Genomic DNA, 24241 nt, shown 5'->3' with positions numbered 1-24241 from the left:
TAACTCCGGCATTTTTACAAATCAACTACCAAAAACAACCCCATATTTTATCTTCCCCATTTGACTGGTTCTGACCGGTTATGGATATAGGGTTTGGCTAAAGCCAATGAGGCCGACAGGCACTTTAATGCCTACAGCTATTAGGCAATTGATAAACCAAAATCCTGTTTCTAAAATACCAAATAGATCAATTACATTAGCTACTTTAAAAGGAATGGTGCATTAGTCTATTCCTGAATAATTTTAATTTCAGAGGTTTATGGATTAAGGGGTTGACAAAAGCCAATGAGGCCGACAGACTCCTTATTACCTACAGCTATTGGGCAATTGATGAAGGAAAATCTTTTTTGTAAAATAGGGCCGAAAAATTATTCAGGAATACCACTTCAAAAGGAATGGGCTAAAGTCAAAGGATATTTAACTCTCCAGTTTGATTTAAAAACACCATAAAATTATTATTTTGAGGGGATTTATTCTTTACCCCACCAATAATTCAATAGACCCATGGCAGAGATCGCAAAAAATTGGCTATACCAGGAATTCCAACAAACAGGAAAGGATTATGCTTCATTGGAAGAGGTAAACGTTTATGACCCTTCCCATGATGATTTCAGGAACATCAATGAGGAATACCAACTGATTGATGATTGGCTGGAACCCAATAAAAACTGCCAATGGGCGGACATTGGTTGTGGGACAGGAAACTTCTCCATTTATTTCGCAAAAAAATGTAAAAAACTTTATGCCATGGATATTTCGGAGCCTATGCTTGATCTTGCCAAAAAGAAAGCAAAAGCGCAATTGGTTACCAATATTGAATTTCAACACAGCGGATATTTGAATCTGAAATTACCTGATGGGAGTCTGGACGCCGTGATGAGTTCCCTTTCCTTGCATCATTTGCCGGATTACTGGAAGGCAAAGGCTTTAGAAAAAATCTACCAGGTCCTTAAACCTGGAGGAAGACTCTACATTTACGATATAGTAATTCCTGATGTTCATGGGGATGAAGCTATACAGGGCTTTATTGACCGGCAAGCTGAGCGGGGTGGAGACTTTTTAAGAGAAGACACCCTCATTCACTTTAAAGAGGAATACTCCACTTACGACTGGATCATGAAGGGCCTAATTGCCAAACAGGGCTTTTCCCTCATCGGGGAAATTACCGAAGATGGAGTATTGAAAAGGTATCTTTGCCAGAAATAAAACCAAATCCCTGTCTGGAGACTACTTTTCATTTCTGTATTGACTTTCCGGAAAAAAGTACCGGTCATTATTTTTAGCCTTCATATGATGTAAATCCGGACCTAATACCATGAACGCTGAAATAGGATCACCTGCATTCGCAGGTCCCCACCCGGGTTGGTCATTCTCATCGGGATCTCCGCGCACCAAAAAATAAACAAATAATATTGCAATCCACTGGAAACTTCGCAATCAGGTTGACAAGTCAAAAAATCATCCTATTGCCCTTTTAAAATACAATTGATTCCAGCCTCCCATAAATTCTTTCAAAGCGACATTTTACTCGTACAAAGCCCTTAGGAAAGGGTTGAGACAGCCTTTCACCAATAATTATACCCAGGCATATGATTTCAAAAGCAATCCTTATCCGTTTAGTATATATCAAAATACAGGAAATTTAGGTATCTTTATCGCATGCAAATGATGAAAGGATGGGCCCTTTGCCTGCTGATCTGTCCGTTCTTGGCCTGTACCAGTTTGAAGCCCATCCAACTATTTTCCGAGGAGGCATTAAAGGGATTGCAACAATTCTATGAGTTGGATTATAGTTTTACGAAAAGTTGCCTGGACGATTGTCGGTTTACCAAAATTAGTCAGTATGAAATCGAGAGAAGTATCAATTGCAGCTGTTCGGAATATGAGCGTGCGGATACGCTTGTGAGAGATTTGTACCATGCTTTGACAGATTATTATGATGGATTACACCGTTTATCCTCAGGAGAGCTGATAAGATACCAGCTGGATGGAACAGCAGCTGTGTTGGAAGGAGCCAATTGGAACCAACTTGAACCAGAACAGTTGAATGCCTACCAAAAGCTTTCAGAAATTGGTTTGAATGCTGTTGCAGGAAAATACAGAAGAAATAAAGTAACCCAATACATGCATGAAGCTGATCCTCACATCATGTTGATCAGTGAAAAGCTGCTATTTATTTTAAAAGAAAACCTATTGGGTATGCTTGAAATACAGGAAGAAAGCTGGTACATGTATTACAAGACTCAGGTAATCGATCCGGGTTTAAATTCAATGGAAAAAGAAGTGGTTACTGAAAAGTATTATCAGTTGCTGGATCAAGGAACCAGAATTAGGGAAAAAACGCTGGTACTGATCCGCATTCTGGAAACCCTTTCATCACAGCATCGGGCCTTATCAGGCATGAAGTTAAATGGTGATTTTTTTGAGGACGGAGTACGTTCAATGACCAACAGATTAAATGATTTACATTATGCACTTGAGCAACTGAAGCAATGAAAGAAAGATTGGATAGCACATTTTTAAGTGAATTGGCGGATGACTTTTTAGAAATAGCCAAAAAATTCAATGATTTCCGCTTTGAAAAAATAAGCCAACAGGAAATCAGCCAGGATACATTTATAGAAATGGGGAAGAATGCCCGTGTACTTATGGATTCGGCCCGGGAAATGAAATTGCTTTCCACCCTTATTGTGGAAAAAGAAACTTCGGAAGCCCTTGTTCAACTAAAAGTGATCAATCTGGAGATCAAAGAAACCATTACTTCACTCAAGCAGATCCAGGTTGCTTTTGATCTGATTGGCGGCTTGGGTGCTTTGGCAATGGCTATTGTGGAAAAAGACCCGGCCACCATTTCCGATAAAGTCAATAACTTAATGACTTTATTTAAAAAAAAAGCAGGTTAACCATGGGTGAGAAAAATTCATCAAATAATAAAGACTCTGGCGATCGGATAGAAAATGCTTCTCCTGTTTGCTTTTCCGAACATCCGGAGATCATGAAGGACTACCGCCTTCCAGATCCAGAAGAAATCAAGTTTTCAAATCCTAAAAACAAGGCCAAATAAAGCATTTTGAAACTTTAACAAGTAAAAATCCAGAACATATTATTCCCACTTTGCAAACGGCGAGTTTTCGGAAATGAGTTTTGGGTTGATGCTTAGATGGCTCGCCTTACCAGGGAAATTCAATTTTGCTCCAAAAAGGTTTGGCACCTGCAATTTGCTTTATTTTGTAAAAGCAAATTGAATTCAGGTTCATTCAATTTTAGCAAGTCGCTGTTTGACAACAAAACCAGAAGCGTTTTCGGAAGTGCGGGTAAGATGATATAACCTTTCATGTACCAAAATGAGCATGACCTGTATTAAACCGATAATTCCTGAAATGTTTCATCAATTATTTTTATTTTAGGCCGATCAATTAATAAGAAGACTTAAAATGAAGAAAAACAACACGCCCGAGGAAGGTAGTTCCAGGAGGAATTTTCTTAAAACATCCGCGACAGCAGTTGCCGGATTTTACATTGTACCCCGCCATGTACTTGGAGGACCGGGATTTAAGGCTCCCAGTGACAAACTCCGGATAGCAGGAATAGGTGCCGGAGGAAAGGGATACAGTGATATCAGGAGTTTTTATGAAAGTGGAAATGCAGATATCGTTGCTTTATGCGATGTAGACCCTGAAAGGGCTTCCCGTAGTATAGAAGCTTACCCCAAAGCTAAGTTTTACAAGGATTTCCGGGAGATGCTGGAAAAAGAAGGTAATAATATTGATGCTGTTTCCGTATCTACCCCGGACCACAACCATGCCGTACAGGCCCTTACTGCCATGAAAATGGGCAAGCATGTGTATGTGCAGAAGCCCCTTACCCATACCATTCAGGAGGCCAGGATGCTTACTGAAGCAGCTGAAAAATACAAACTCGTCACCCAAATGGGAAACCAGGGTTCTTCAGGAGATGGCGTACGGCAAATGCGTGAGTGGTATGCAGCCGGATTGATCGGTGAAGCCACTAAGGTACAATGCTGGACCAACAGACCGGTTTGGCCTCAGGGTGTTCCATGGCCAGGTGAATCAGGAAAAAAAGCCCCAAAAAACCTGGATTGGGATCTGTGGTTAGGTACTGCAGAAGAAAAAGGTTACGTGGAAAACCTGCATCCCTTCAATTGGAGAGGCTGGTGGGAGTTCGGAACCGGTGCGTTGGGTGACATGGCCTGCCACATCATGGAACCTGCTTTCCGGACTTTAGATCTGGGCTATCCCACAGAGGCGGAATGTAGCGTAGGATCAGTATATACAGGCGAATTCACCCAGGGTTATTTCCCAAAAAGTTGCCCGCCATCCTCTCACATCACCCTGAGATTCAAGAAGCCGGGAGGTGAGGATTTGGAGTTCCATTGGATGGATGGTGGCATCAAACCCAGCAGACCGGAGGAATTAGGGCCAAATGAACAAATGGGAGATGGCGGAAACGGTGTCATCATTGAAGGTACCAGGGGTAAAATGATGTGTTCCACTTATGGTATAGACCCCAAATTGCTGCCTACTTCCATCAATGAAAGCGTTAATGTGGCCCCAACCCTCCCTAGAGTTGAGGGTGCTATTGGCGGCCATTATGCCCAATGGGTCAATGCTTGTATTGCAGGTCATGGCTCCAAGGAATACCAGGAACTCAGTTCTCCCTTTTCCATTGCAGGTCCTTTGACAGAATCGGTCTTGATGGGCAACCTGGCGATCAGAAGCTATGATTACAGGGTAGAAAAGCCAAATGGTAATGGTTACGACTATCCGGCAAGAGATATCAAATTGCTCTGGGATGGTAAAAACATGAAAATAACCAATTTCGAACCAGCCAACCAATTTGTGAGCAAGACCTACCGGGAAGGCTTTCAATTGCCAACTGTTTGATTGTTAATAAAATCTAATAAGCCGCTGAAGGAAAGTTTTCTTCAGTGGCTTTTTTATTTGGGTAGTGTAAAGTAAAAAGTAGTGCCCAAACCAATTTCTGAAGTCAGCCAGATTCTTCCACCCATATGTTCCACTGTTTTTTTGACTATGGCAAGCCCGATCCCTGTACCTTCGTAGGCTGAATTGGAATGCAGCCTGTTAAAAATCAGAAATATTTTATCATGGTAGGACTTATCGATGCCGATTCCATTATCAGCAACAGAAACCAACCATTCATTTTCCCGGGAATCCATTTTTATCTCTATGGTTGGAGACGCATCCTTTTTACTATACTTCAAGGCATTTCCAACAAGATTTTGAAACAATTGGACAAGCAAATACCGCTCTCCTTTCACTTCATTCAAATCTTGATAAACGATTTCTGCCTTACGCGCTTGAATCTGCTTTCGGTAAAGATGCAGTACTTCCTTAAGAATGGATTCCAAATGAATCGAAGAAACCTCCTCAGCCCCCCTTCCAACCCTTGAATAGGTAAGCAAGTCCAATATAATCTGCTTCATTCTATTGGCACCATCCACAGCAAAATGGATATATTGCAATCCTTTCGCATCCAATTGCTCCCCATACCTGCGACCTAGTAAGTTAATAAACCCACTGATCATCCTTAATGGCTCTTGAAGGTCATGAGATGCAACATAGGCAAATTGTTCCAACTCCTGATTGGACAGGGCCAAATCATGAGCCTTTTTTTCCAGCACCTGATTCAGGTTTTGCTGCTCTTTGATTTTCTCTGCTACAAGCTTCTTAAGTTTTACGGGTTCAATAGTCTTCTGATATACAAACAGCCCCATCATACCGGCGAAAACCAGACCAAAAACCGAAAATAAAAAAGTGTTTCTCAGATAGGTTGGATACATTAGCTTTACAAAAAGATACCAATCTCCTTCTTCAAAGAAGGCTTTGTGCACAACTCCCGTTTCAAAATCCGGTTCCTGATCAAAATCAAATAAGGGATAGGCAGCTTCACCATCTATTTTGGCCAATTGGTAAATATAATTTTGACTTTGACCGTCAGGTTCAAGTTGCAAAGATTTTCTGAGTGTCTCCAATCGGATGATCACGGCAGCAAATCCCCAAAAAAGACCTTCTTTAAATAAAGGTAACCTACCCACCATACCCATTCCGCCTTGCCTAAGTTCAAATGGGCCTTCAAAATATAATTTTTTTCTTTCAATCGCTTTCTCAGCAGCTTGTCGGTGAATCTTATCCTCAAAAATATTAAATCCAATTACTGCTTCATTTCCCTCAAGGGGATATGTCTTGATGATGGTTTCAGCTTCTACCAGTTGAAGTGCATCCAGCGTAGGGTTCTGGCTCAATACCTTTCGGCTTAATGACTCAAAATCACTCTCTATCAAGTCCTTCTCCACCAAAAAAGCTAACAGTTCAGTAGAACTAACGCTGTTGGCCAGAGAAATAGCCAGCAGGTTCTGGACCTTGGAGGCTTCTTCCTTCACCAGCAGTATTTCGTTGGATCTTTCTATGGTATATACCCACCTGGAAAGTAAGAGTACAAGCAAGCTTAAAAACAAAAATACCAATCCACCTAAATGCAGGGGGCTAAACTCTCTAAACCTTTTCCTCATGGTTATTTTCTACTTTTGGCAAAGTAAAATAAAAAGTACTCCCCTTCCCTTCTTCCGACTCGACCCAAATTTTCCCACCGAGGTTTTCAATGATTTTTTTCACAATGGCCAGTCCCATTCCGGTACCCCCATACTTTTCTTTGTTGTGCAGGCTTTGGAAAATGATAAATATTTTTTCATGGAATTGGGGGTCGATTCCTATCCCATTATCCGATACGGAAAACAGCCAGCTATCATTTTCAGATTTTGCGGAAATATTGATCAAAGGAGGGACATCAGGTGAACTGTACCTCAGGGCATTTCCAACCAAATTACTAAACAATTGAGTCATGGGGGACTTGAAGGTAATCAAGACGGGTAATTTATGGTATTCGATCCTGGCCTTCTTTTCAGAAATCGCTTTTCGGTGAAGCAGGCATACTTCGTCCAAAATATCATCCAGCTGGATGATTTTCAACCCTTCTTCATTTTTTCCCACCCTGGAATATTCCAACAAATCGAGAATGATCTGACGCATGCGCTTTGCACCTCCAACGGCAAAATTAATATATTGATGGGCCTTTTCATCCAGCACATTTCCATACTTCCTTTCCAACAGCCCAATAAAGCTGCTTACCATCCGGAGCGGTTCCTGCAAATCATGTGAGGCCACGTAGGCAAACTGCTCCAATTCCTTATTGGAAACCTCCAATTCTTTGGCCCGTTGTTCGAGTTGCTGGTTCAGGGCCTGCAGAGACTCTTCATATTCTTTGCGGTAGGAGATATCCGTCATGGCACCCACCACGCGGCTTACCTTGCCCTCCTTATTTCTAATAAAAACCGCCCGATCCATCACAAATGCATAATATCCATCCGCCATCAGAAAACGGTATTCTTCAAACCAGTTGGTCAGGGAGGTACTTTGCATGTATTCACTTATTTTGCGTCCCACCCTATCCCTGTCTTCTGGATGAATCAAACTAAACAAAAAATCAAAATCGGGCTTGATTTTTTCCAAATCATAGCCAAACAAGGTACTGAACCCCTTTCCCCAAATTAATCGGCTGTTTTCTACATCGAAATCCCAAATGGCATCATTGGTGGCCTCGGAGATTTTTTCGAATCGCTCATTGGACTGCCTGATCTGTTCTGCAGCCTGCTTTCTTTCTGTAACATCACGGAAAAAGACGCTGATACCTTCTTCTGATGGACTGGCATTTACCTCCAACCATAGATTTAAAGGGGGATAATATTCTTCAAAAGTTATCGGACGCTGATTCTTGATGGCATTGACATATTGATCGTAAAATCTCGTTTCACCAGTAGAGGGAAACTTCGCCCACAAACTTAAACCCAATATTTCTTTCCTTTTAATGCCCAGTAATTTTTCAGCATTTTTATTCCAGTACATTACTCTCCAATCTTTGTCTAGGGAGAAAAATGCTTCTCCTATGCTTTCTAATAAGGTGTTTTTCTCATCATAGGCCTTTTGAAGGGACAGCTGGCTATTCCTTCGCTGAATGGCAGCAGATAAATTGGAACTGATATTCTGCAAAAAGGAGATTTCACTATCAGTCCATTCCCGCTCCGTGGTACAATCGTCAAAACCAATAAAACCAAAAAACTTCTTGTCCATCATGATGGGCAGGACCAAACAGGATTTGTTTCCCTGCTCTTGCAAAACCTCCTTAAACCTTGTCCCATCAGGCAGCTCAGAAGTGATGACCTGGTAGGTTTGCCCTTTTTCCAATGGTACAAAAATTTCCGAAAATTCCCCTACATCGATATTCTGCAAAATTGGATTGTCAATCTGCGGATCTACACGATCACCTGTCCACTCAAAGCGCTGACTACATAATTTCTTTCCACTCTCCGGATCTAAATGATTTTCGAAGTAATACACCCTATCCACATGGACCACGCTTCCTGCAATCGCAAACACCTTATCCAGGGCCTGGTACCAATCCTCTGATTGTAAAAATGTACCAATAACTTTCGTAATGGCAGAAAGCAACTCATTTCTTCTTTCCAATTGCTGTTCCAGCATTTTGCGGTTATGGATATCCTGAAAACTACCGTAAAGCCGGATACATTCACCCTCTCTGAACTCGGCCTCCCCGATACTTCTTACCCAACACTCATTTCCCGAAGCATCTATCAGCGGCAATTCATAATCCCAGCCAGTACCCGACTCAATGCCCTTTTTGACCGTTTGAGCCACAAATTCCCTTACGTCTTCCCTGTAAAAGCCTATTGCAGAAGCTACATCAAGATGTTCATGCTCCCCAATTCCGTAAATTTCCCTGCTTATTTTAGATAAATAAAGTTCATTATTCAGAACATCAATTTCCCAGCTGCCCACCCTCGCCAGTTGGGTAGCATTATCCAGAAGGTTTTGTAAATCCTTCATCCCGGTGATATCGTACCCATAAGAAAAAACCAGCCCTTCTTCACCAAAAGGTTCTGAAGAGTTCCAGGAAATCCACCGGATTGCTCCTGATTTGGTCAGGTAGCGGTTCACAAAATTGCGTGCCTTTTGTTCTCTTGCAAACATTTCCGGCAATTCATTTTTGGTTTTCGCAATGTCCTCCGGATGTATGAAATCCATAAATGGTCTGGAGACCAATTCTTCCGGAGAATAGCCCAATAATTTACAAAAAGCAGGATTGACCTTAACAAAATAACCATCAGGAGCCGTAATGGCCAGGATTTCCGGAGCACTTTCGAACAGCAACATCATTTCGTCTTCCTGCTGCTTCCTCAATATCTCGGCTCCCAAAAATGCCCCTAGGGATTGAAACAGGTGGCTATTGGTCAAAATATCATTGTCCCTATCCTCTGCAAAAAACAACAATACACCCATCACTTCTTCTTTCTGGAGGAGCGGTATGCCAACAGCTGTTTTCAGTTTACCCTTACTAAGCAAACTTTTGCGGTAAAACCCCTGCACCGCTGACAAATCTTCAAAAACCTGGGGTTTTCCGTTCTTCCAGACGAGGCCTGGAAGTCCCTCTCCATATAGAAAACTTTCTTTGCTCCCTGCTAATTGGAAAAGCCTTTCAGTTTTCCAATATCTTTGTACCAGATTTACCTGTTTGCCTTTGATACCTGCCCACCAGATTTCCGCACCTACCATGGCTCCATATTGGCTAAGGTATTCCAGAACCTTTCCAAGGGTTTCTGTTAGGTTGGCTTCAGTTTTGAAAAATCCGGAAATTTCATGCTCTAATTCCTGCTGAAGGGAAACTTTCTTTATTTCGGATACATCCCGTAATACGCCTATCATGCGTAAGGGTTTGCCCTCATCATTCCTAATCATGTACCCTATCTCTTCGGTATAGATATAAGTACCGTTTTTATGGCAAAAACGAAACTCTTTGTACCAACGGTTTTGATCTGGATTAGCTAAAAACTGTTCCCATTCTTCTTTATTGTTCTCAGCATCAATGGGATGCATAAATCCGGCCCAATCGGCAATTGTGGCTATTTCTTCTCCTCTTTCAAAACCAAATATCCTGTAAAAACCATCCCCCCATTCAAAGCGATCATTGATCACATCCCAGTCGTAAATGGCATCATTGGTGGCTCTGTTCACCAACTCATACCGTTCATTGCTTTTCTTAAGGGCCCTTTCAAAAGCCACCCGCTCACTGATATCAATACCCATGCACTGGATTTCAGAAGGATTTCCCTGACCATCCACCATGCAGATAAAATCCCAAAGTGTAGTGACTGTACCACCGCCTTTTTTGGGCTTATCTATTTCAATCTTGAATACTTCTTCCGGCTTGTCTATGCATTTTTCCACCACCGCTATCACCCGCTGATGATCATAATCACAAATGGAGGGCATGCAGCTCTTGCCGATGATTTTACCATCAGGGTATATCCATCCAAAATCTTCAATAAATTTTTTATTGACATAGGAATAATTCCCCTCCAGATCGGTTCGGATCACAAAATTGGTCTGAGACTCATAAAAGCCCCGATACCGGGCCTCACTGGTTTTCAGCTTCTCCTGGGTCTCCATCAAACGTGTAATTTCCACGCTGTTGATTACCACACCCTGGACTGCCTCATCCTCCACCAGATTCGTAGCCACACTCTGGAGCCAGCACCAGCCGCCACCCTTGATTTTAAAACGAAAAGGGGACGATTTGATCCTTTTCCTTTTTGCCATATTCTGGTATTCCAGCTCAATTCTTCCCAAATCATCCGGATGGAAAAATTCGCTGGCCCTTCTGCCAATTAGTTCCTTTTCCGAAAAGCCAACAATCGATTGGAAATTGGGACTTACATATAAATATTCCCCATCAAGATTCAAAATAGCAGTCAAATCTGATCCCTCCTGAACCAGTGCCCTGAACCGCTTTTCACTTAAAGCCAATTCTTTTTCGACCTGTTTTTTATGGGTAATATCCACCATTAAACCTCTTAAGGCCACCGGCTTTCCATTTTCCTTGACCAGAGTTACCAGATCATTGATCCAGACATCCCTACCATCCGCCGCCTTCATCCGGTATTCAAAACTGTGGTCCCTCCCTGCCTTGGTTTGGGTTGCACAATAGTTTAAGGCATGAAACCTGTCATCGGGATGGATGTGTTTTTGCCAAAATTCCGGGTCTGACTTCCACTCCTCGGGGCTATAACCTAAAATGGTTTCGACCTGTTGGCTGATAAAGTTGAATTCCAGGGTTTCCACATCAGCTTCCCAAACTATTCCGTCTATGGTCTGGATCAGATCCGCAATTTTACTGTTCGATTGCTTTAATTGCCTGCTGGCTTCCTTCTGATCAATCGCTGTAACTAAATTATGCGTAATGGTTTCCAATAATTGCCGCTCCTCCCTTAAAAAAGAATTTTCCTTCATTTTGAATTGTGGGGAAGGTTTAAAAGTTATGGTAATATGCAGCGGATTGCCTTCTTTGGTGTTAAAATGTTGTTGAATAAGGTCCTTTGAGGCTTCAAAACCTGGGCTTTCAAATATTTTCCCCCCATATTCGATTTGGGCTCCCGTCCGTTCGGGATACTGCCATCCTGAAGGTAGGACTTCAGCCGTTCTACTCAACAACCGGTCAATATCTTGTTCCTGGTTGCAAGATCTGGTTATTTGATACAGGCAATGTTGCTCTTTGATCCTTTCATTTAGGGAAACCAAGGTATCATCCAGTTTGATCTGAGCCCTTTTCTTTTCAGTAATATCCAAAATAACAGCATCCCAAACCGTACTGCCATCCTCCATTCTCTTGGGCATTCCGGTACCCTTATGCCAACGTTCAGACCCATCAGGATGATGGTAACGCCATTCATGAGTCCAGAATGACAGGTTTTTAGCTGATTCCTTAATCGATGCCTTATGCTCCATAAGGTCTTCTTTATGATACCTGGCCCATACCTCTTGGTTATTTTCCATGGCCCTTATCGGAGGTATTCCCCACAACAGATTTGCCCCATTGCTTACCAATTGCAATTCATCGCTTCCATCTGGATAAAGCTTGTACCGGTACACGACACCAGGAATGTTGTCGTTCAGGGTTTTGAATTGTATTTCGGTATTTTTTCTTTCGGTAATGTCCGTATGTGTTCCGGACATGAGTAATGGTTTCCCATCTTCCGACCACTTCACTACCCTTCCCCGGTCATTGATCCAGACTTCGTGGCCGGCTTTATGGATCATCCGGATCTCAATATCATAAAATTCGGTTTTTCTGTCAAAGCAATCTTTCAGTGCGGCGTCCGAATGGGCCAGGTCCTCAGGATGTACCAACTTGTACCAGGTGTCCATGTTGACCGGCTGCAATTCTTCCAAAGTATACCCCACAATTTCCGCCCACCTGTTGTTAATTTTGACTTCATTGGTCTTCACATTCCACTCAAAAGTACCCACCCTGGTGGCCTCAATGATATTATTGAGCCTGTTCTTTTCTTCCTGCAGGATTTCTCTGGTTTTCTCCAATTCCCAATGATTCTTCCTCAATTCTACCAATTTGATGACCTGATCGGCCAGGGCGGAGAGGGAAGCCTTTTGGTTGCCATTGATCTTTCTGGGCTTGGTATCTATTACACACAAAGCACCCAGGGAATTCCCATTTGGTGTGATTAAGGGTACTCCTGCATAAAAAACGATATGTGGTTCCCCTTTGACCAGAGGATTATCCCTGAACCGGGGATCTTTTCGGGCATCCGTAACAATAAATATGTCCTCTTTACTTTTCACCGCATGCAGGCATATGGACTGGTCCAGTGGTGTTTCAGTCAATTCCAATCCGTGATGGGCTTTGAAAAACTGCCGGTCTGAATCCAAAAAGGTGATCAGGGAAATCGGAGTTTGGCAAATCTGAGAAGCTATGGCAACCACATCATTGTATTCCTTTTCAGGAAGTGTGTCTAAAAGTTTAAAATCTTTTAATGAAAGCCAGCTTCCTAAATTACTCTTTCTTTCCATAGCAAATAAAAATTCATTATGAATTTACTCTTCCCTTATGCAACCGCCAATAAACCCAAAACTTTTCTGGAAAAAGACATTTGATTTTTCAAGTGTAAAAGCAGATGTATATCATTTTCAAAATAATAAAGATCTAGTAGAAAAACATAAAAATACCGAAAGACTTTATGACCCTTCCATTACTTCAAGAATCGACTGAACTTTGGGTTTGTTTTTTATGCAAAATATTTTTTTGTTGTCGCCAAGTAAAATCCTCTCGGAATTATTTTAAAAACGAATTCTAACCTTTTTGATTTTGTCAATTTCACATAAATATAAAAAACAAGTTTGGTTAAGCTTCCTTCACAGGTGGTAAACTAATTTTTAATTACAAACATCAGCTCTAATTGGAAAAAAATTGCCCTATTCTTATAAAACAGTGCAATATAATAAAAAACAAATATCCTTTTTTATTTATTAACATTTCAAACCAAATTGAATGGCCTATTGGTGCTGGAGGAATCGTAAATTCCCAATATCAAGGCAAGTGATCTTCTTGCATCTTTTCCTGTCACCATAGGATGGCGATCATCATTGATGGCTGCCACCATGTCTTCTACCTGGCCCTGGTGCAATTTAAAATCAATGGCCATTGGGTCTGAAGCCCCGCTCCCGCCCGGATTGCCGCCATCTTTTTGATTTCCTTCTTCTCCCTTTACATTCCAGGTGACAATTTTCCCCGCTTCCAGGATGATGTTTCCTTTATCCCCATAAATCTCAAGGCGCTCCGGATTTCCGGGATAAAGGGATGTTCCTCCCGTTATGGTTCCCAAAGCACCATTTTTGAAATTGACAAGCGCCGCACCCAGGTCCTCCCCTTCGATTCGATGGACCATGGTTTTTACTTGCCCATAAACCGTTTCGGCGTCTCCCATGATGTCCAGCAACAAATCAATGGTATGAACACCCTGATTGATCAGTGCAGCACCCCCATCACCCTCTTTCGTTCCTTTCCAACTGCTTGTTGAATAATAAGCCGGATCCCGGTACCAATTGATGGCAGCGGTCCCTAAAAGTAATCTCCCTATTTTTCCTGCCCGGACAGCCTCTTTTAGTTTCAGGTAACCCGGCTTTAACCTGTTTTGAAAAATCACACCCAATTTCACTCCAGCTTCCTCGCATGCCTGGATCAATTGGTCAGCCCGGTCCAGACTCACCTCTATGGGTTTTTCCAACAAGATGTGTTTGCCCGCTTTTGCTGCAGCAAGGGCAGGTTCCAGATGCTGCCCACTATGGGTACAAATACACACCACTTCAATTTCTTTGCGGGCTAAAAATGCGTTCAGTTCGTGGTCTGCCGGAACCTTGAATTTTTCAGCAGCCAATTTGGCTCTTTCTGCACTGGAACTGCACACCGCAACCAAATGACTATCTTTGCAGGCTTCTATAGCTGCAGCATGCATCCCGGCTATGGCGCCTGTCCCAATAATTCCAAATCCCAATGGTTTGTTCTGACTCATCTTATGTATGCTTTTGATTTTTAAAATTGCTGATCATTTCCTCCATCACCCAGTTGGTTCTTGCTGCAGACTTTCCCCTGCTGGGACAAATATCCTGCTTGCCCAAAAGCTCATCGACTATGCTTTTGATCAAATAATACTGGATATGCTCAGGCATTTCAAATTCAAATACCTGCTCCACTTCCCCGTCTCTTCGCAAGCTGACATTCGTCCCCCAAAAACAGGGAAAGCTTATTTCTCCTGCTGATCCAATAATTTTTATTTCATCCTTTTTGGAGGATTCGCCTGTTGTAAAGCACCAACTTCCCGTTCCCAATACCCCGTTTTTGAATTTGAAGTTGCCCAAAACAATATCTTCTGCGGGATAATCGCCTGCCTGATTCAAAGCCTGTCCGTTTACCTCCTCAATGGGGCCAAAAAGAAAATCCAGAAAGTCCAACTGGTGGGAACCCAAATCATAAAAGTAACCTCCACCGGCCACATCAGGATGAATGCGCCAGTTATCTTTTGGGTCCTGTTTTACATCAGGATGCCTGGGCTGATTTATCGTAATCCCCACATACCTGGGTACCCCTATTGCTCCTTCATCCACCAGGGATTTTACTTTCAAAAAGTTGGGCAAAGTCCTTCTGTAATAGGCCACAAAAAGTGGCACCTGTGCATTTTCACAGGCCTCAATCATCTGAAGGCATTCCTTATAGGTCCTTGCCATGGGTTTTTCCACATAAACAGGCTTTCCTGCAGCAGCCGCTTTTTGGGCCAGCTCCAGATGCGCATTTGGAGGAGTGGCAATGTAAATGGCATTGACTTCAGGATCATTGATCAGTTTATCTGCATCATCATACCATTTGGGAACACCATGCCTTTTTGCATAATCAGCTGCCTTATCGCCGTTTCTACGCATGACGGCCACTAGTTTGGAGCCCTTTACCTTCTGCATGGCTGGAGCACTCTTTTTCTCGCATACATCCCCAACGCCAAGTACACCCCACCTTAACTCTTTATCCTCAAATTTATTCATAAGGTTAAACTTAGGAAAAAGTTTTTAAAAGTTGGTACTCAATCAGGCCGTAGATTTCAAATCGCCGGCCAATTCGACCTGAACATGTATTGTTTCAGGGGACCATTACCTCCCAAAAACGGGTTTTCTTGTCTTTTCCAGCCGGACCGGATACTTCTAAAGTAACATTATAATGTACTCCGGATTCCGGGTATTGATACACGGGGTGCTGCTCCGTGGAATAAGCACCGTTTCCAAAATCCCAGTACCATGCTTCAACCGCTCCAAGGGATTCATCCCTGAAAGCTACCGTTCTGTCTTTATGCTCCATCAAACCAAAAGACCAATCAGCCTTTATTTGCGGTTTTTGGTCTTTTTCCAGGGGCATCAACCTGAACGCACACAGGTAGGAGGCGTCTGATACCATTCTTGTGTCGTGCGATAAATTGAAATGGCCATCCCTCTCTCCTCCATCAAAATCCAATACCGACCAGGATAAACCGATTACCTTGTTTTCATAAAGCTGAGATACCAGGGCATGATCCGGTCCTTCGAATGGTGCCTGGTCAAAGGGGGTAATCCAAAATTCCAGCGTTAATTTTCCTGAGGCCCCATGTTCCAAATCAAAATCATAAGCATGATGTGCAAAAGGGAAAGCAGCAATCCAGGGTTGGGCTCCCCAAATCAAGGTCCAGCTGCCGTTAACCGGAGGAGTAAAAATATGGTAATTTTGGGCATGATAGCCACTGAATGCCAAATGGTTTTGGATATGTACCGGATGATTTCCCCATTTTCTGGCCTCCGGAAGGAGCGGATTATAAATAAAAGGCCCGCCGGACATGTCTCCGTCTACCACAATTTCGAAAATGTCATTTAAATATCCTTTGGGATTAAACCGTTCGAAATCCCAAAAATCGTCATAGGCCTCATATAAAAAATATAACCGGTTCAAACCACTGACCCATCCTACTTTCACCCGAACATTGATGTCGGTAGTGTCAATCTCAGCCCCATGCCCATCTTCCGTATCTTTTAGGTAAGAAGTGCCATAAGTGTAGGAATCGGGTACCCTTTCCCAATCACCTGCTTTGCCATCAATCTGAGGCATGTTTTCCGGGGAAAACTGATAAATTTTAAAAACCATCCCTTCCCGGGCAGTAGCATATGGCACGGGAGTGGTTTCCTGAGACCACACCGATGAAGCAGAAAAGAGTAACAGGTTTACAATCAAACCAAAACTCAACCGATTTCCGGGATCAATCATTATTCATATTCTTTTTCGTAAATGGGAATCTCCTCACCATGCCAGGGGAAAGCATAACTGGGAGGATTTTTAAATCGGGACATTTCTATTTCCAGCTTCACTACTGATCCGGGGCTTATTTCTGCCTGGAAGAATTTATGGTCTACGGTATCGAACTGGTAAGGATATTTTTCGATTTGATTTACTCTATGGATCTGGTGTTCTCCAAACATACCAGCCTGGACAATTACCTTTCTCGTTTCCGTGGGATGAAGGTTAACCAAAGTAAGTGATACTCCTGCCCTTGTTATTTGCTCTACAAGGGCAGCCATATTGGGGGGGATGCCGGATCTTTGCCTTTCAGGATCAAAATACCGGACCGAGGTATGCAACAAGCCTCCATGATAAATATGGTTGGGCGCACCCAGCATGGTTTGAACCAGGCCCTCCAATATAACCGGATTGAGGTTCAGCCAATGGTGCACATCCTGTTGATCAGGGGTGGATGTGTCATTTCTTATTTTTCCCAGTCGATCTTGCATTTCCTGATAGGTAGCCTTTAAGATGTCTACCGGATAATCTGGAACATTTCCTTCTAAATAACCCATCCAGGTTGCCGTGTTTCGCTCCTCTCCCTTTCCTTTAACGTATTTCAGCTGCTTCATTTCTTCGGGATCCAACAGCTCCTTTACCCTTTCCCAATCTTTCTTTTTTCTGGACATGTACCAGATATGTGTGGGATACATGGCCTGCAAGGGCCTGTAATCGTACCAGCCCCTTTGGTCATAACGGTGGGGCAAAAGCTTTTTCCCATTTTCTACCCTTGCCTCCCTGCTAATGGCATCAATAACGGAGTTGGGCAATTCCAAGTAACTGTCATTTCCTGATATCAGGTAGGCATTGGAAGCACCTATGGTAGTGGCCTCCAATTTATTCCTTACCCCATGTGGCCATTTCCAACCATAATAACCACCCCACCAATTGCCATCCATGTGCTCGCCAATCTCACCGGATAAGCCCACATTGTCCGGAATAATGCCTCCATTTTTTTCCACCCTGCCCATCCAGGCTTTTACATAATCAAGTACCCAGTCCTTGTATTTTTCCTCTCCGGTATACATGAAGGCATTCAACATCAAACTCGTGGATGCCAGGTTCAGGGGAACATCCCCTTTCATCATCCGTTCGTTCAAAGCTTCCAGGATATAGGCAAATTTCTCGTCATTGTTCCAGTCTTTACCAGAGCTGACATTTGGGATATCATCGTAAGGCAGCGGGTAGTTGGATAGAATGGGTCTATGGGTCACCCAGTCTTCCGCAGTATTAACCATTCTGGGCCCCAAACTGCCATTAAGGGGGGAACGGATGATTTTGAGATCACTGTCAAAATTGGAGTTTTCCGTACCGTCGTCAAAATACATTTCAGCAAATTTCAAGGCTCTTTGCCTCATTTTCTTATCTGTGGGATCCGCCAAACCAAAAAAGTAAAAATTGGTGTATGCCTCCCCGTGATGCATCCAATCGTAGCCGGCATCAAATTCATCTACGATCTGACCATATTCGGTGAATTGCCGGGTTACCCCTTCCCATAGTTTTCTTGAAAGAGGATCTATTTCATCAGGGCCTCCCAGGGCATAATACAGGGGGAAATTGTAAAAACTTTCATAGCCATCATCCGATCCGTCCATTCCGGGCCATTCATCCCTCCATATCAAGGTTCCATCCGGATGGGTGTATTTTTTTACGAATTCCATGGCTGCCGGATAGAGCGCATCCATTAATTGCCTTTGCAGCAAGGCCCATTCCGGAGGCGGAGCAGGCGAGTGGTAAGGTACCGATTTAATGGAATCCATTTCTACCTGGGAAAAACCAGGATAAAACAGCGAATAAAGAAAAAGTACCAGGCCGGGCTTCAGTAATTTTTTCATCAAAGGATATTTTGGAACGGGAATATAACAAAAGATGCCATCAAATTGAAATGATAAAAAAGGCTTTAATGCTTAATTCTCAAAAAGTTCAGGTTCATTTTCCATAATATTAAGTTGCATTGTAACCAGGTTGTTTTTACCTTTTAGGTATTTAAAAAAAGAAATCCAAATCCACTCTATCCATTTATGAAAATCTCCCGGCAAACTTTCTTCCATTTTTTCCAGAATTCTGGTCAGTTCCTGTTGCTATGTCTCCTTGTGCTTTTACCACTTTCTCCCAGTTTTTCTCAAGATTACCCTACTTTACCGGAAGCATTTCGGTTGAATCAATTGCAAGCCCCGGAAGGTAAGGTGGAAGTAGTGATAGACACGGATACCTATAACGAGATTGATGATCAATTTGCAGTAGTCTATGCCCTGCTATCCCCGGAAGCCATAAACGTATCTGCCATTTATGCAGCACCTTATCTGAACAATCGTTCTGTTAGCCCAAAAGACGGTATGGAAAAAAGCTTTGAAGAAATTGAACGCCTTCTGGACAAATTGGGAATGGAACGTAATGATTTTGTTTATCGGGGTTCGGAGGCGTTTTTGGAAAGCCCGGAAAAGCCCCTTGAAAGTCCCGCTGCCAAAGACCTGGTGGAAAGAGCCATGCAAGCAGATGGACCACTGTACGTGCTAACTTTAGGAGCACCTACCAATGTGTCCTCTGCCATCCTGATGGAACCTGAAATCATTCATAAAATTGTAGTAGTCTGGTTGGGCGGAAAGGGGCTCAATTGGAAAACTGCCACCGAATTTAACCTGATGCAGGACCCCATCGCTTCCCAGGTACTTTTTGACTCCGGGGTGCCCTTGATTCAGATTCCTACCCAACCGGTCACTTCCCATTTACTGACTACCGTTGCCGAAGTAGAAACTTACCTGAGTGGTCAGGGTGCTATAGGCGATTACCTGGTGGAAATTTTTAACGAATACCAACCCGCTGATGGATTTGGCTGGTCCAAGGTAATATGGGATATTTCTGCCATTGGCTATGTCATTGATCCTGGCTGGTTTAGTACGGAAATCAGGAGCAGTCCAATTCTCACCGATCGGCTTACCTACAGTTTTGACCATACCCGGCACCTCTACAGGGTGGCCACCTACCTAAACCGGGACCGAATTTTCGGAGATATGTTCAAAAAAATCCAACAATATAAGGACCAATAGGTGGTTTCAGCAAATCCAGGCAGTTCTATTCACCCAAATATGGTGGGAACCAGGTAGCTGATGGCCGGGATAGCAGAAGTACCCTTTATTGGAATCCAAGTGTCAAAACGGATGAAGCGGGTAAAGCCACTGTAAGCTTTTATACTTCTGATGGAAGTAGTTTATATCAGGTGGTTGCGGAAGGAATCACAGAGAAGGGTAAAACTGCCCGTTCAACTTTGAATTTGGGGGTCTATTGACTATTCATTGATATTTTTTATTGTTTCAAATCAGGAATTCTCTCTTTCTATACCCTGTTAATTCTTGACAATTTCTGATTGGAATTTCCTGATTTGCGGGTATACCAAACAGTAATGGCTTTTTTAGCAATTCTAAGCTGAACTGTTTATTTTAGGCTTTTGATCTGCCAATAAACCCAAACCCATAGATGAAAATAAAAACCGCACAGTTTATATTTTTTCTGTTCCTTCACGCCATACCCTTGTTTTCCCAAAACAGCCTTGAAGAGCCTCCCCTGGTATTTCCGCGGCAATTTGTCCACCCGGGTATGCTCCAAAGCCAAGCCGATCTGGACCACATGAAGGACAAAATAAATTCGGGAGAACAGCAGTGGGTGGCTGCCTACCAACGCTTGCAAGAAGAGACTTCCCTGGATTTTGAAGCAGAAGCCTTTACGCATGTGGTAAGAGGATCTTATGGCAGGCAGGGTCAGGGCCATCGCGAATTGTCAGCCAGTGCTATTGAAGCTTACAGACATGCTTTGCTTTGGTACATTTCCGGGGATAAAGCGCATGCAGAGCAAGCCATTTCCATACTCGCTGCCTGGTCAGAAAAGTTGTGGGACTTTGATGACAATGACGCCAAGTTGATTGCTGCATTGACCGGACAGCATTTTCTGAACGCCGCTGAAATACTCAGGTATTCCTATGAGGACTGGCATGAGGAAGACATCAAAGCATTTGAACAGCTGATGCTGACCGTTTATTATCCTTATATCCGCGATTTTTTTACAGAAGCCAATGGCAATTGGGATGCTGCCATGATCCATACCATGCTTTGCATAGGCATCTTCACCGACAGACCTGATATTTTTCAGCGGGCAGCCGAACGCTTTTACTGGGGTCCTAACAACGGCGGCATAACCAAATACATTTACCCTACAGGTCAGATCCAGGAATCCACCAGAGACTGGCCCCATGTGCAACTGGGCCTGGGCGAATTGGCCAAGGCGGCACAGGTAGCATGGACCCAGGGCATGGATTTTTATCAGGTGGCAGACCGAAGGCTAGCCCTGGGCTTTGAATATACGTCAAAGTACATGCTGGGAGAGGATGTACCAGTATATGGATCCATTTCTTCCAGAGGAAGGGGGGAGTTCAGAGATATTTACGAGTCCGTTTACCAGCATTACACCAGTATCAAAAAGATGGAGATGCCCTATTCCGGTAAAGCTATTGAGAAAACCCGGCCATCTACTTCCTGGTATTTCCTGATATCCCAGAGGGCTCCATCCTCCTCCGCGATACATACAAGCTTCAATGATCCGCTGGAAAATGCCCGTACGCTTACCGGAGCGATGAAAAATCCGGACCAAAATATCAAGGAGCAGGACCTGGTTGTCAGCCCCGGAGAATCCATTCAGAAGGCTTTGGATCAAGTGGCCGGCACAGGAAGAAAAGTTTTTTTACAAGCAGGTGTCTACCCATTGGAATCAACATTACTTATCCCCGGGGAAACCCATTTGGAAGGCCTGGGGGAAGCTACCATATTGATCCTTGAAAAGGGCAAATCGGGATTGACCATGGGCAACAAAGACCCGGAGATAAACAATGTAGTCATCCGGCATTTGGTGTTGGAAGGAGCTGAATCGGTAGATCCCGGGACTGACCCCAACCAGGGCCGGAGGAAAAGGGCCCGGCAGTCGGCTTTAAGACGGGAAGGTTTGGTTTTTTCGGCAGAAAAAGAAGGGCAAATGCAAAACATCCAATTAGCTCATGTCACGGTAAGGAACTTTACCAAGCATGGCGTTTCCATCCGTGGAGCCAAAGATGTAAAGCTTATCCAATGTGATTTCAGCGACAATGGTTCCAATGTAGTTCCCGGAAAGGGACTGCACCATAACCTTCACCTGACAAGGGTAGAAAATGTTCAAGTTACCGATGGAAGGTTTAGTAATTCTCCCTGGGGTACCGGCATCCACCTTTCTTTTGGGCTGAATGTTACGCTTAGTGGAAATGAAGCCGCCAGAAACAAACTTCATGGTATTCATGTCACAGAGACCAAAAACCTCTTGGTGGAGAACAACCTCCTTGAAGGAAATGATCATCATGGCTTGTTTCTGGACCATTGGATGGCAGGTACAAATGAATTTGAGGTAAAAAATAATACGAGCAGAAATAATGGAGGTGAAGGCATCCGCAATTCAGATGAAAATCAGGGAACCATAGGATATAACTTATCCTTAGACAATAAATCCGATGAGGTCTATGGAAAATCCACCCGGGCTTTCCACCAAAAATTTCAACAGCTTTATCCCCTAATGAAATTTGATGAGGGAATCCGGGTAAAACATCCTGATAGTACCGGCAATCCATTGGTAGCCACCCGGCAAATGCTACAGTATTACAGAGAAAGAGACCGAGTGAAACACCCTGTTGACAGACAACAAATGAAAGAGCCGGAATTCAAAGCCAGTGAAAAGGAGATGGAAACCGCCAACAATGCCCTGGCCCATATTATGGTGGGGCAGCCTGCCTATCCCTCCTTTTTTGTGGGGGAAGACATTGATTGGGCAAGCCGGCCCGTAAGTGATAACGAATGGGTTTGGCAATTGAACCGCATGAGCTTTTGGGAAGCCATGGCAAAGGCCTATTGGCATACAGGTGAGGAAAAGTATGCCAGAGAATGGGTCCTTCAAATGATGGATTGGGTAGAAAAAAACCCAAGGGATGAAGCACATCAATTTGCCTGGAGGTCCATCGAAGCGGGTATCCGTGGCCACAGGTGGACCAACCTTTTCCAGTATTTCCTGGACTCCCCTTCCTTTACCCCCGAAGCGCTGGTAAGCTTTATGCTTGCTGTCCACGAACATGCCGATTACCTCATGAGCAAATACTCTGCAGGCAGCAATTGGGCGCTGATGGAGGCAGAAGGCCTGGCTTTTATTGCCATGAGCTTTCCAGAATTTAAAGCATCAGAGCTTTGGTTACAAGAAGCAGTAAACAGATTCAACCAGGAAATCGAAAACCAGGTGTATCCTGATGGCCTCCAAAGGGAGTTGGCTTTCGGTTACCATATGGGCAGTATCCGCTGGTTTTTACGCAGTTATGAAATGGCCAAAATGAATAATCTTGGCCACCTATTTTCTGATGATTACCTCCGGTTAATAGAAAAAATGTTTGAGGTCCCCATGAAACTTGCCTTCCCGGACGGTACCACGCCCCAATTTGGAGATGCCTGGACCGGAAAGCCAGGTCAATATTACGACCGGCTGAAGGAATGGGCCGAATTATTCGATCGTCCTGACATTCTGTATGTAGCCAGCGAAGGTCAACAAGGCGAAAAACCTGATGCAACCGCTTTTGCTTTTCGGGAAAGTGGCCTGTATTCCATGCGAAGCAGTTGGGATAAGGAAGCCATTTGTATGGTTTTAAAGTGTGGGCCTGATGGCGGCGGCCACAGCCAACCCGATAATGGCACCTTTGAACTGTATGCCGGGGGACGCAACCTTACCCCCGATTCAGGAAGCTTTATTTACAGTGGAGATCCTGATAACCGGTCCTGGTTCCGGCAAACAAAAGTCCATCAAACACTTACACTGGATGGTGCAAATGCCGCATACGCTCCCCAATTATTACTTTGGCAACCGGGTGAAAAACACGATATTCTGGTAGTAGAAAACCAGAGTTATCCCGAACTGGCTCACCGCAGGGCCGTAATATTCGTCAATAAGTCATTTTTTATCCTTATCGATGAGGCTATAGGAAAAGCCACAGGCCAATTGGACCTCAATTTTCAATTGGCACCGGGACCAGCTGATATGAGTCGCACTACCCTGTCTGCCAATACGAATTTTGAGCAGGGCTATAACCTTGCTATCCAAGCCCTTTCCCAGGATGGACTTTCACTCGCAGAGGCGAAAGGTCAGGTTTCTTTTGTTTACACAAAAAAAGAACCCCGGCCCGCTTTTTCATTCCAGATGGAGAAAACAAAAAGCAATAAAAGGTTCATCACCAGCCTGATTCCGTACCAAATGGAAAAGCCGGAAGTACAAGTTGAAATTTTGAATGGATCCCGCCCGGGAGCCAGAAACATGCGTCTCAGCGTTAAGTATCAAGGTAAAAGTGAGGTCATCCAATTTCAATTTTAAAAAACAAATCCTGAAA

The 24241-nt window shown here is 43.5% G+C and carries 13 protein-coding genes; 7 read left to right on the top strand and 6 right to left on the bottom strand.

Features of this window, described 5'->3' with window-relative positions; all coding sequences use genetic code 11:
- The first annotated feature begins 504 nt into the window (after nt 1-504).
- The 5 genes from G9Q97_RS10605 (at nt 505) to G9Q97_RS10585 (ending at nt 4904) form a co-directional block, all read left to right on the top strand.
- Nucleotides 505-1206, top strand: coding sequence for a class I SAM-dependent methyltransferase (locus tag G9Q97_RS10605; protein WP_222851970.1), 702 nt, complete (start codon nt 505-507; stop codon nt 1204-1206).
- A 459-nt stretch (nt 1207-1665) separates the two neighbouring features.
- Nucleotides 1666-2496: a hypothetical protein gene (locus tag G9Q97_RS10600; protein ID WP_166146649.1), complete on the top strand. Its 831-nt coding sequence runs from the start codon at nt 1666-1668 to the stop codon at nt 2494-2496.
- The gene (locus G9Q97_RS10595; RefSeq protein WP_166146647.1) at nt 2493-2903 is read left to right on the top strand and encodes a hypothetical protein; all 411 of its coding nucleotides are present in this window, start codon (nt 2493-2495) and stop codon (nt 2901-2903) included. Before G9Q97_RS10600 ends, G9Q97_RS10595 begins: the two co-directional genes overlap by 4 nt.
- A gap of 2 nt (nt 2904-2905) precedes the next feature.
- On the top strand, nt 2906-3064 hold the full coding sequence (locus tag G9Q97_RS10590) for a hypothetical protein (RefSeq protein ID WP_166146645.1): 159 nt from the start codon (nt 2906-2908) through the stop codon (nt 3062-3064).
- 370 nt (nt 3065-3434) lie between these two features.
- Nucleotides 3435-4904: a Gfo/Idh/MocA family protein gene (locus tag G9Q97_RS10585; RefSeq protein WP_166146643.1), complete on the top strand. Its 1470-nt coding sequence runs from the start codon at nt 3435-3437 to the stop codon at nt 4902-4904.
- A 53-nt stretch (nt 4905-4957) separates the two neighbouring features.
- Here the strand turns inward: G9Q97_RS10585 and G9Q97_RS10580 are convergent, their stop codons facing one another.
- From G9Q97_RS10580 to G9Q97_RS10555, 6 genes are all read right to left on the bottom strand, one after another.
- Entirely contained in the window at nt 4958-6550 is a 1593-nt protein-coding gene (locus G9Q97_RS10580; protein WP_166146641.1) for a sensor histidine kinase, read from the bottom strand.
- Nucleotides 6534-12974 (bottom strand): PAS domain S-box protein, encoded by a 6441-nt coding sequence (locus tag G9Q97_RS10575; RefSeq protein ID WP_166146640.1) that lies wholly within the window; start codon nt 12972-12974, stop codon nt 6534-6536. Before G9Q97_RS10575 ends, G9Q97_RS10580 begins: the two co-directional genes overlap by 17 nt.
- Before the next feature lie 464 nt (nt 12975-13438).
- Nucleotides 13439-14473: a Gfo/Idh/MocA family protein gene (locus G9Q97_RS10570; RefSeq protein WP_166146638.1), complete on the bottom strand. Its 1035-nt coding sequence runs from the start codon at nt 14471-14473 to the stop codon at nt 13439-13441.
- Between the two features lies 1 nt (nt 14474).
- On the bottom strand, nt 14475-15494 hold the full coding sequence (locus G9Q97_RS10565; protein WP_166146636.1) for a Gfo/Idh/MocA family protein: 1020 nt from the start codon (nt 15492-15494) through the stop codon (nt 14475-14477).
- Between the two features lie 94 nt (nt 15495-15588).
- Nucleotides 15589-16737, bottom strand: a complete 1149-nt coding sequence (locus G9Q97_RS10560) for a PKD domain-containing protein (protein ID WP_246255597.1) — start codon at nt 16735-16737, stop codon at nt 15589-15591.
- On the bottom strand, nt 16737-18644 hold the full coding sequence (locus G9Q97_RS10555) for a hypothetical protein (RefSeq protein WP_166146635.1): 1908 nt from the start codon (nt 18642-18644) through the stop codon (nt 16737-16739). Before G9Q97_RS10555 ends, G9Q97_RS10560 begins: the two co-directional genes overlap by 1 nt.
- 186 nt (nt 18645-18830) lie before the next feature.
- Between G9Q97_RS10555 and G9Q97_RS10550 the strand changes: the two genes are divergently transcribed.
- Nucleotides 18831-19856, top strand: coding sequence for a nucleoside hydrolase (locus G9Q97_RS10550; protein WP_166146633.1), 1026 nt, complete (start codon nt 18831-18833; stop codon nt 19854-19856).
- A 427-nt stretch (nt 19857-20283) separates the two neighbouring features.
- Entirely contained in the window at nt 20284-24225 is a 3942-nt protein-coding gene (locus G9Q97_RS10545) for a heparinase II/III family protein (protein ID WP_166146631.1), read from the top strand.
- The last annotated feature ends 16 nt before the right edge of the window (nt 24226-24241 follow it).

This window comes from Cyclobacterium plantarum (genome assembly GCF_011290685.1).
Lineage (GTDB): Bacteria > Bacteroidota > Bacteroidia > Cytophagales > Cyclobacteriaceae > Cyclobacterium > Cyclobacterium plantarum.
The sequence above is the reverse complement of the archived record's forward strand: the minus strand, read 5'-3'. Positions and strand labels throughout refer to the sequence as shown.

What these genes read in the sequence shown, in the direction of transcription:
- G9Q97_RS10550 (WP_166146633.1), top strand. Translation starts at nt 18,831, where the DNA reads ATGAAAATCTCCCGGCAAACTTTCTTCCATTTTTTCCAGAATTCTGGT.
- G9Q97_RS10560 (WP_246255597.1), bottom strand. Translation starts at nt 16,737, where the DNA reads ATGATTGATCCCGGAAATCGGTTGAGTTTTGGTTTGATTGTAAACCTG.
- G9Q97_RS10575 (WP_166146640.1), bottom strand. Translation starts at nt 12,974, where the DNA reads ATGGAAAGAAAGAGTAATTTAGGAAGCTGGCTTTCATTAAAAGATTTT.
- G9Q97_RS10600 (WP_166146649.1), top strand. Translation starts at nt 1,666, where the DNA reads ATGATGAAAGGATGGGCCCTTTGCCTGCTGATCTGTCCGTTCTTGGCC.
- G9Q97_RS10595 (WP_166146647.1), top strand. Translation starts at nt 2,493, where the DNA reads ATGAAAGAAAGATTGGATAGCACATTTTTAAGTGAATTGGCGGATGAC.
- G9Q97_RS10545 (WP_166146631.1), top strand. Translation starts at nt 20,284, where the DNA reads ATGAAAATAAAAACCGCACAGTTTATATTTTTTCTGTTCCTTCACGCC.
- G9Q97_RS10585 (WP_166146643.1), top strand. Translation starts at nt 3,435, where the DNA reads ATGAAGAAAAACAACACGCCCGAGGAAGGTAGTTCCAGGAGGAATTTT.
- G9Q97_RS10590 (WP_166146645.1), top strand. Translation starts at nt 2,906, where the DNA reads ATGGGTGAGAAAAATTCATCAAATAATAAAGACTCTGGCGATCGGATA.
- G9Q97_RS10565 (WP_166146636.1), bottom strand. Translation starts at nt 15,494, where the DNA reads ATGAATAAATTTGAGGATAAAGAGTTAAGGTGGGGTGTACTTGGCGTT.
- G9Q97_RS10580 (WP_166146641.1), bottom strand. Translation starts at nt 6,550, where the DNA reads ATGAGGAAAAGGTTTAGAGAGTTTAGCCCCCTGCATTTAGGTGGATTG.
- G9Q97_RS10555 (WP_166146635.1), bottom strand. Translation starts at nt 18,644, where the DNA reads ATGAAAAAATTACTGAAGCCCGGCCTGGTACTTTTTCTTTATTCGCTG.
- G9Q97_RS10605 (WP_222851970.1), top strand. Translation starts at nt 505, where the DNA reads ATGGCAGAGATCGCAAAAAATTGGCTATACCAGGAATTCCAACAAACA.
- G9Q97_RS10570 (WP_166146638.1), bottom strand. Translation starts at nt 14,473, where the DNA reads ATGAGTCAGAACAAACCATTGGGATTTGGAATTATTGGGACAGGCGCC.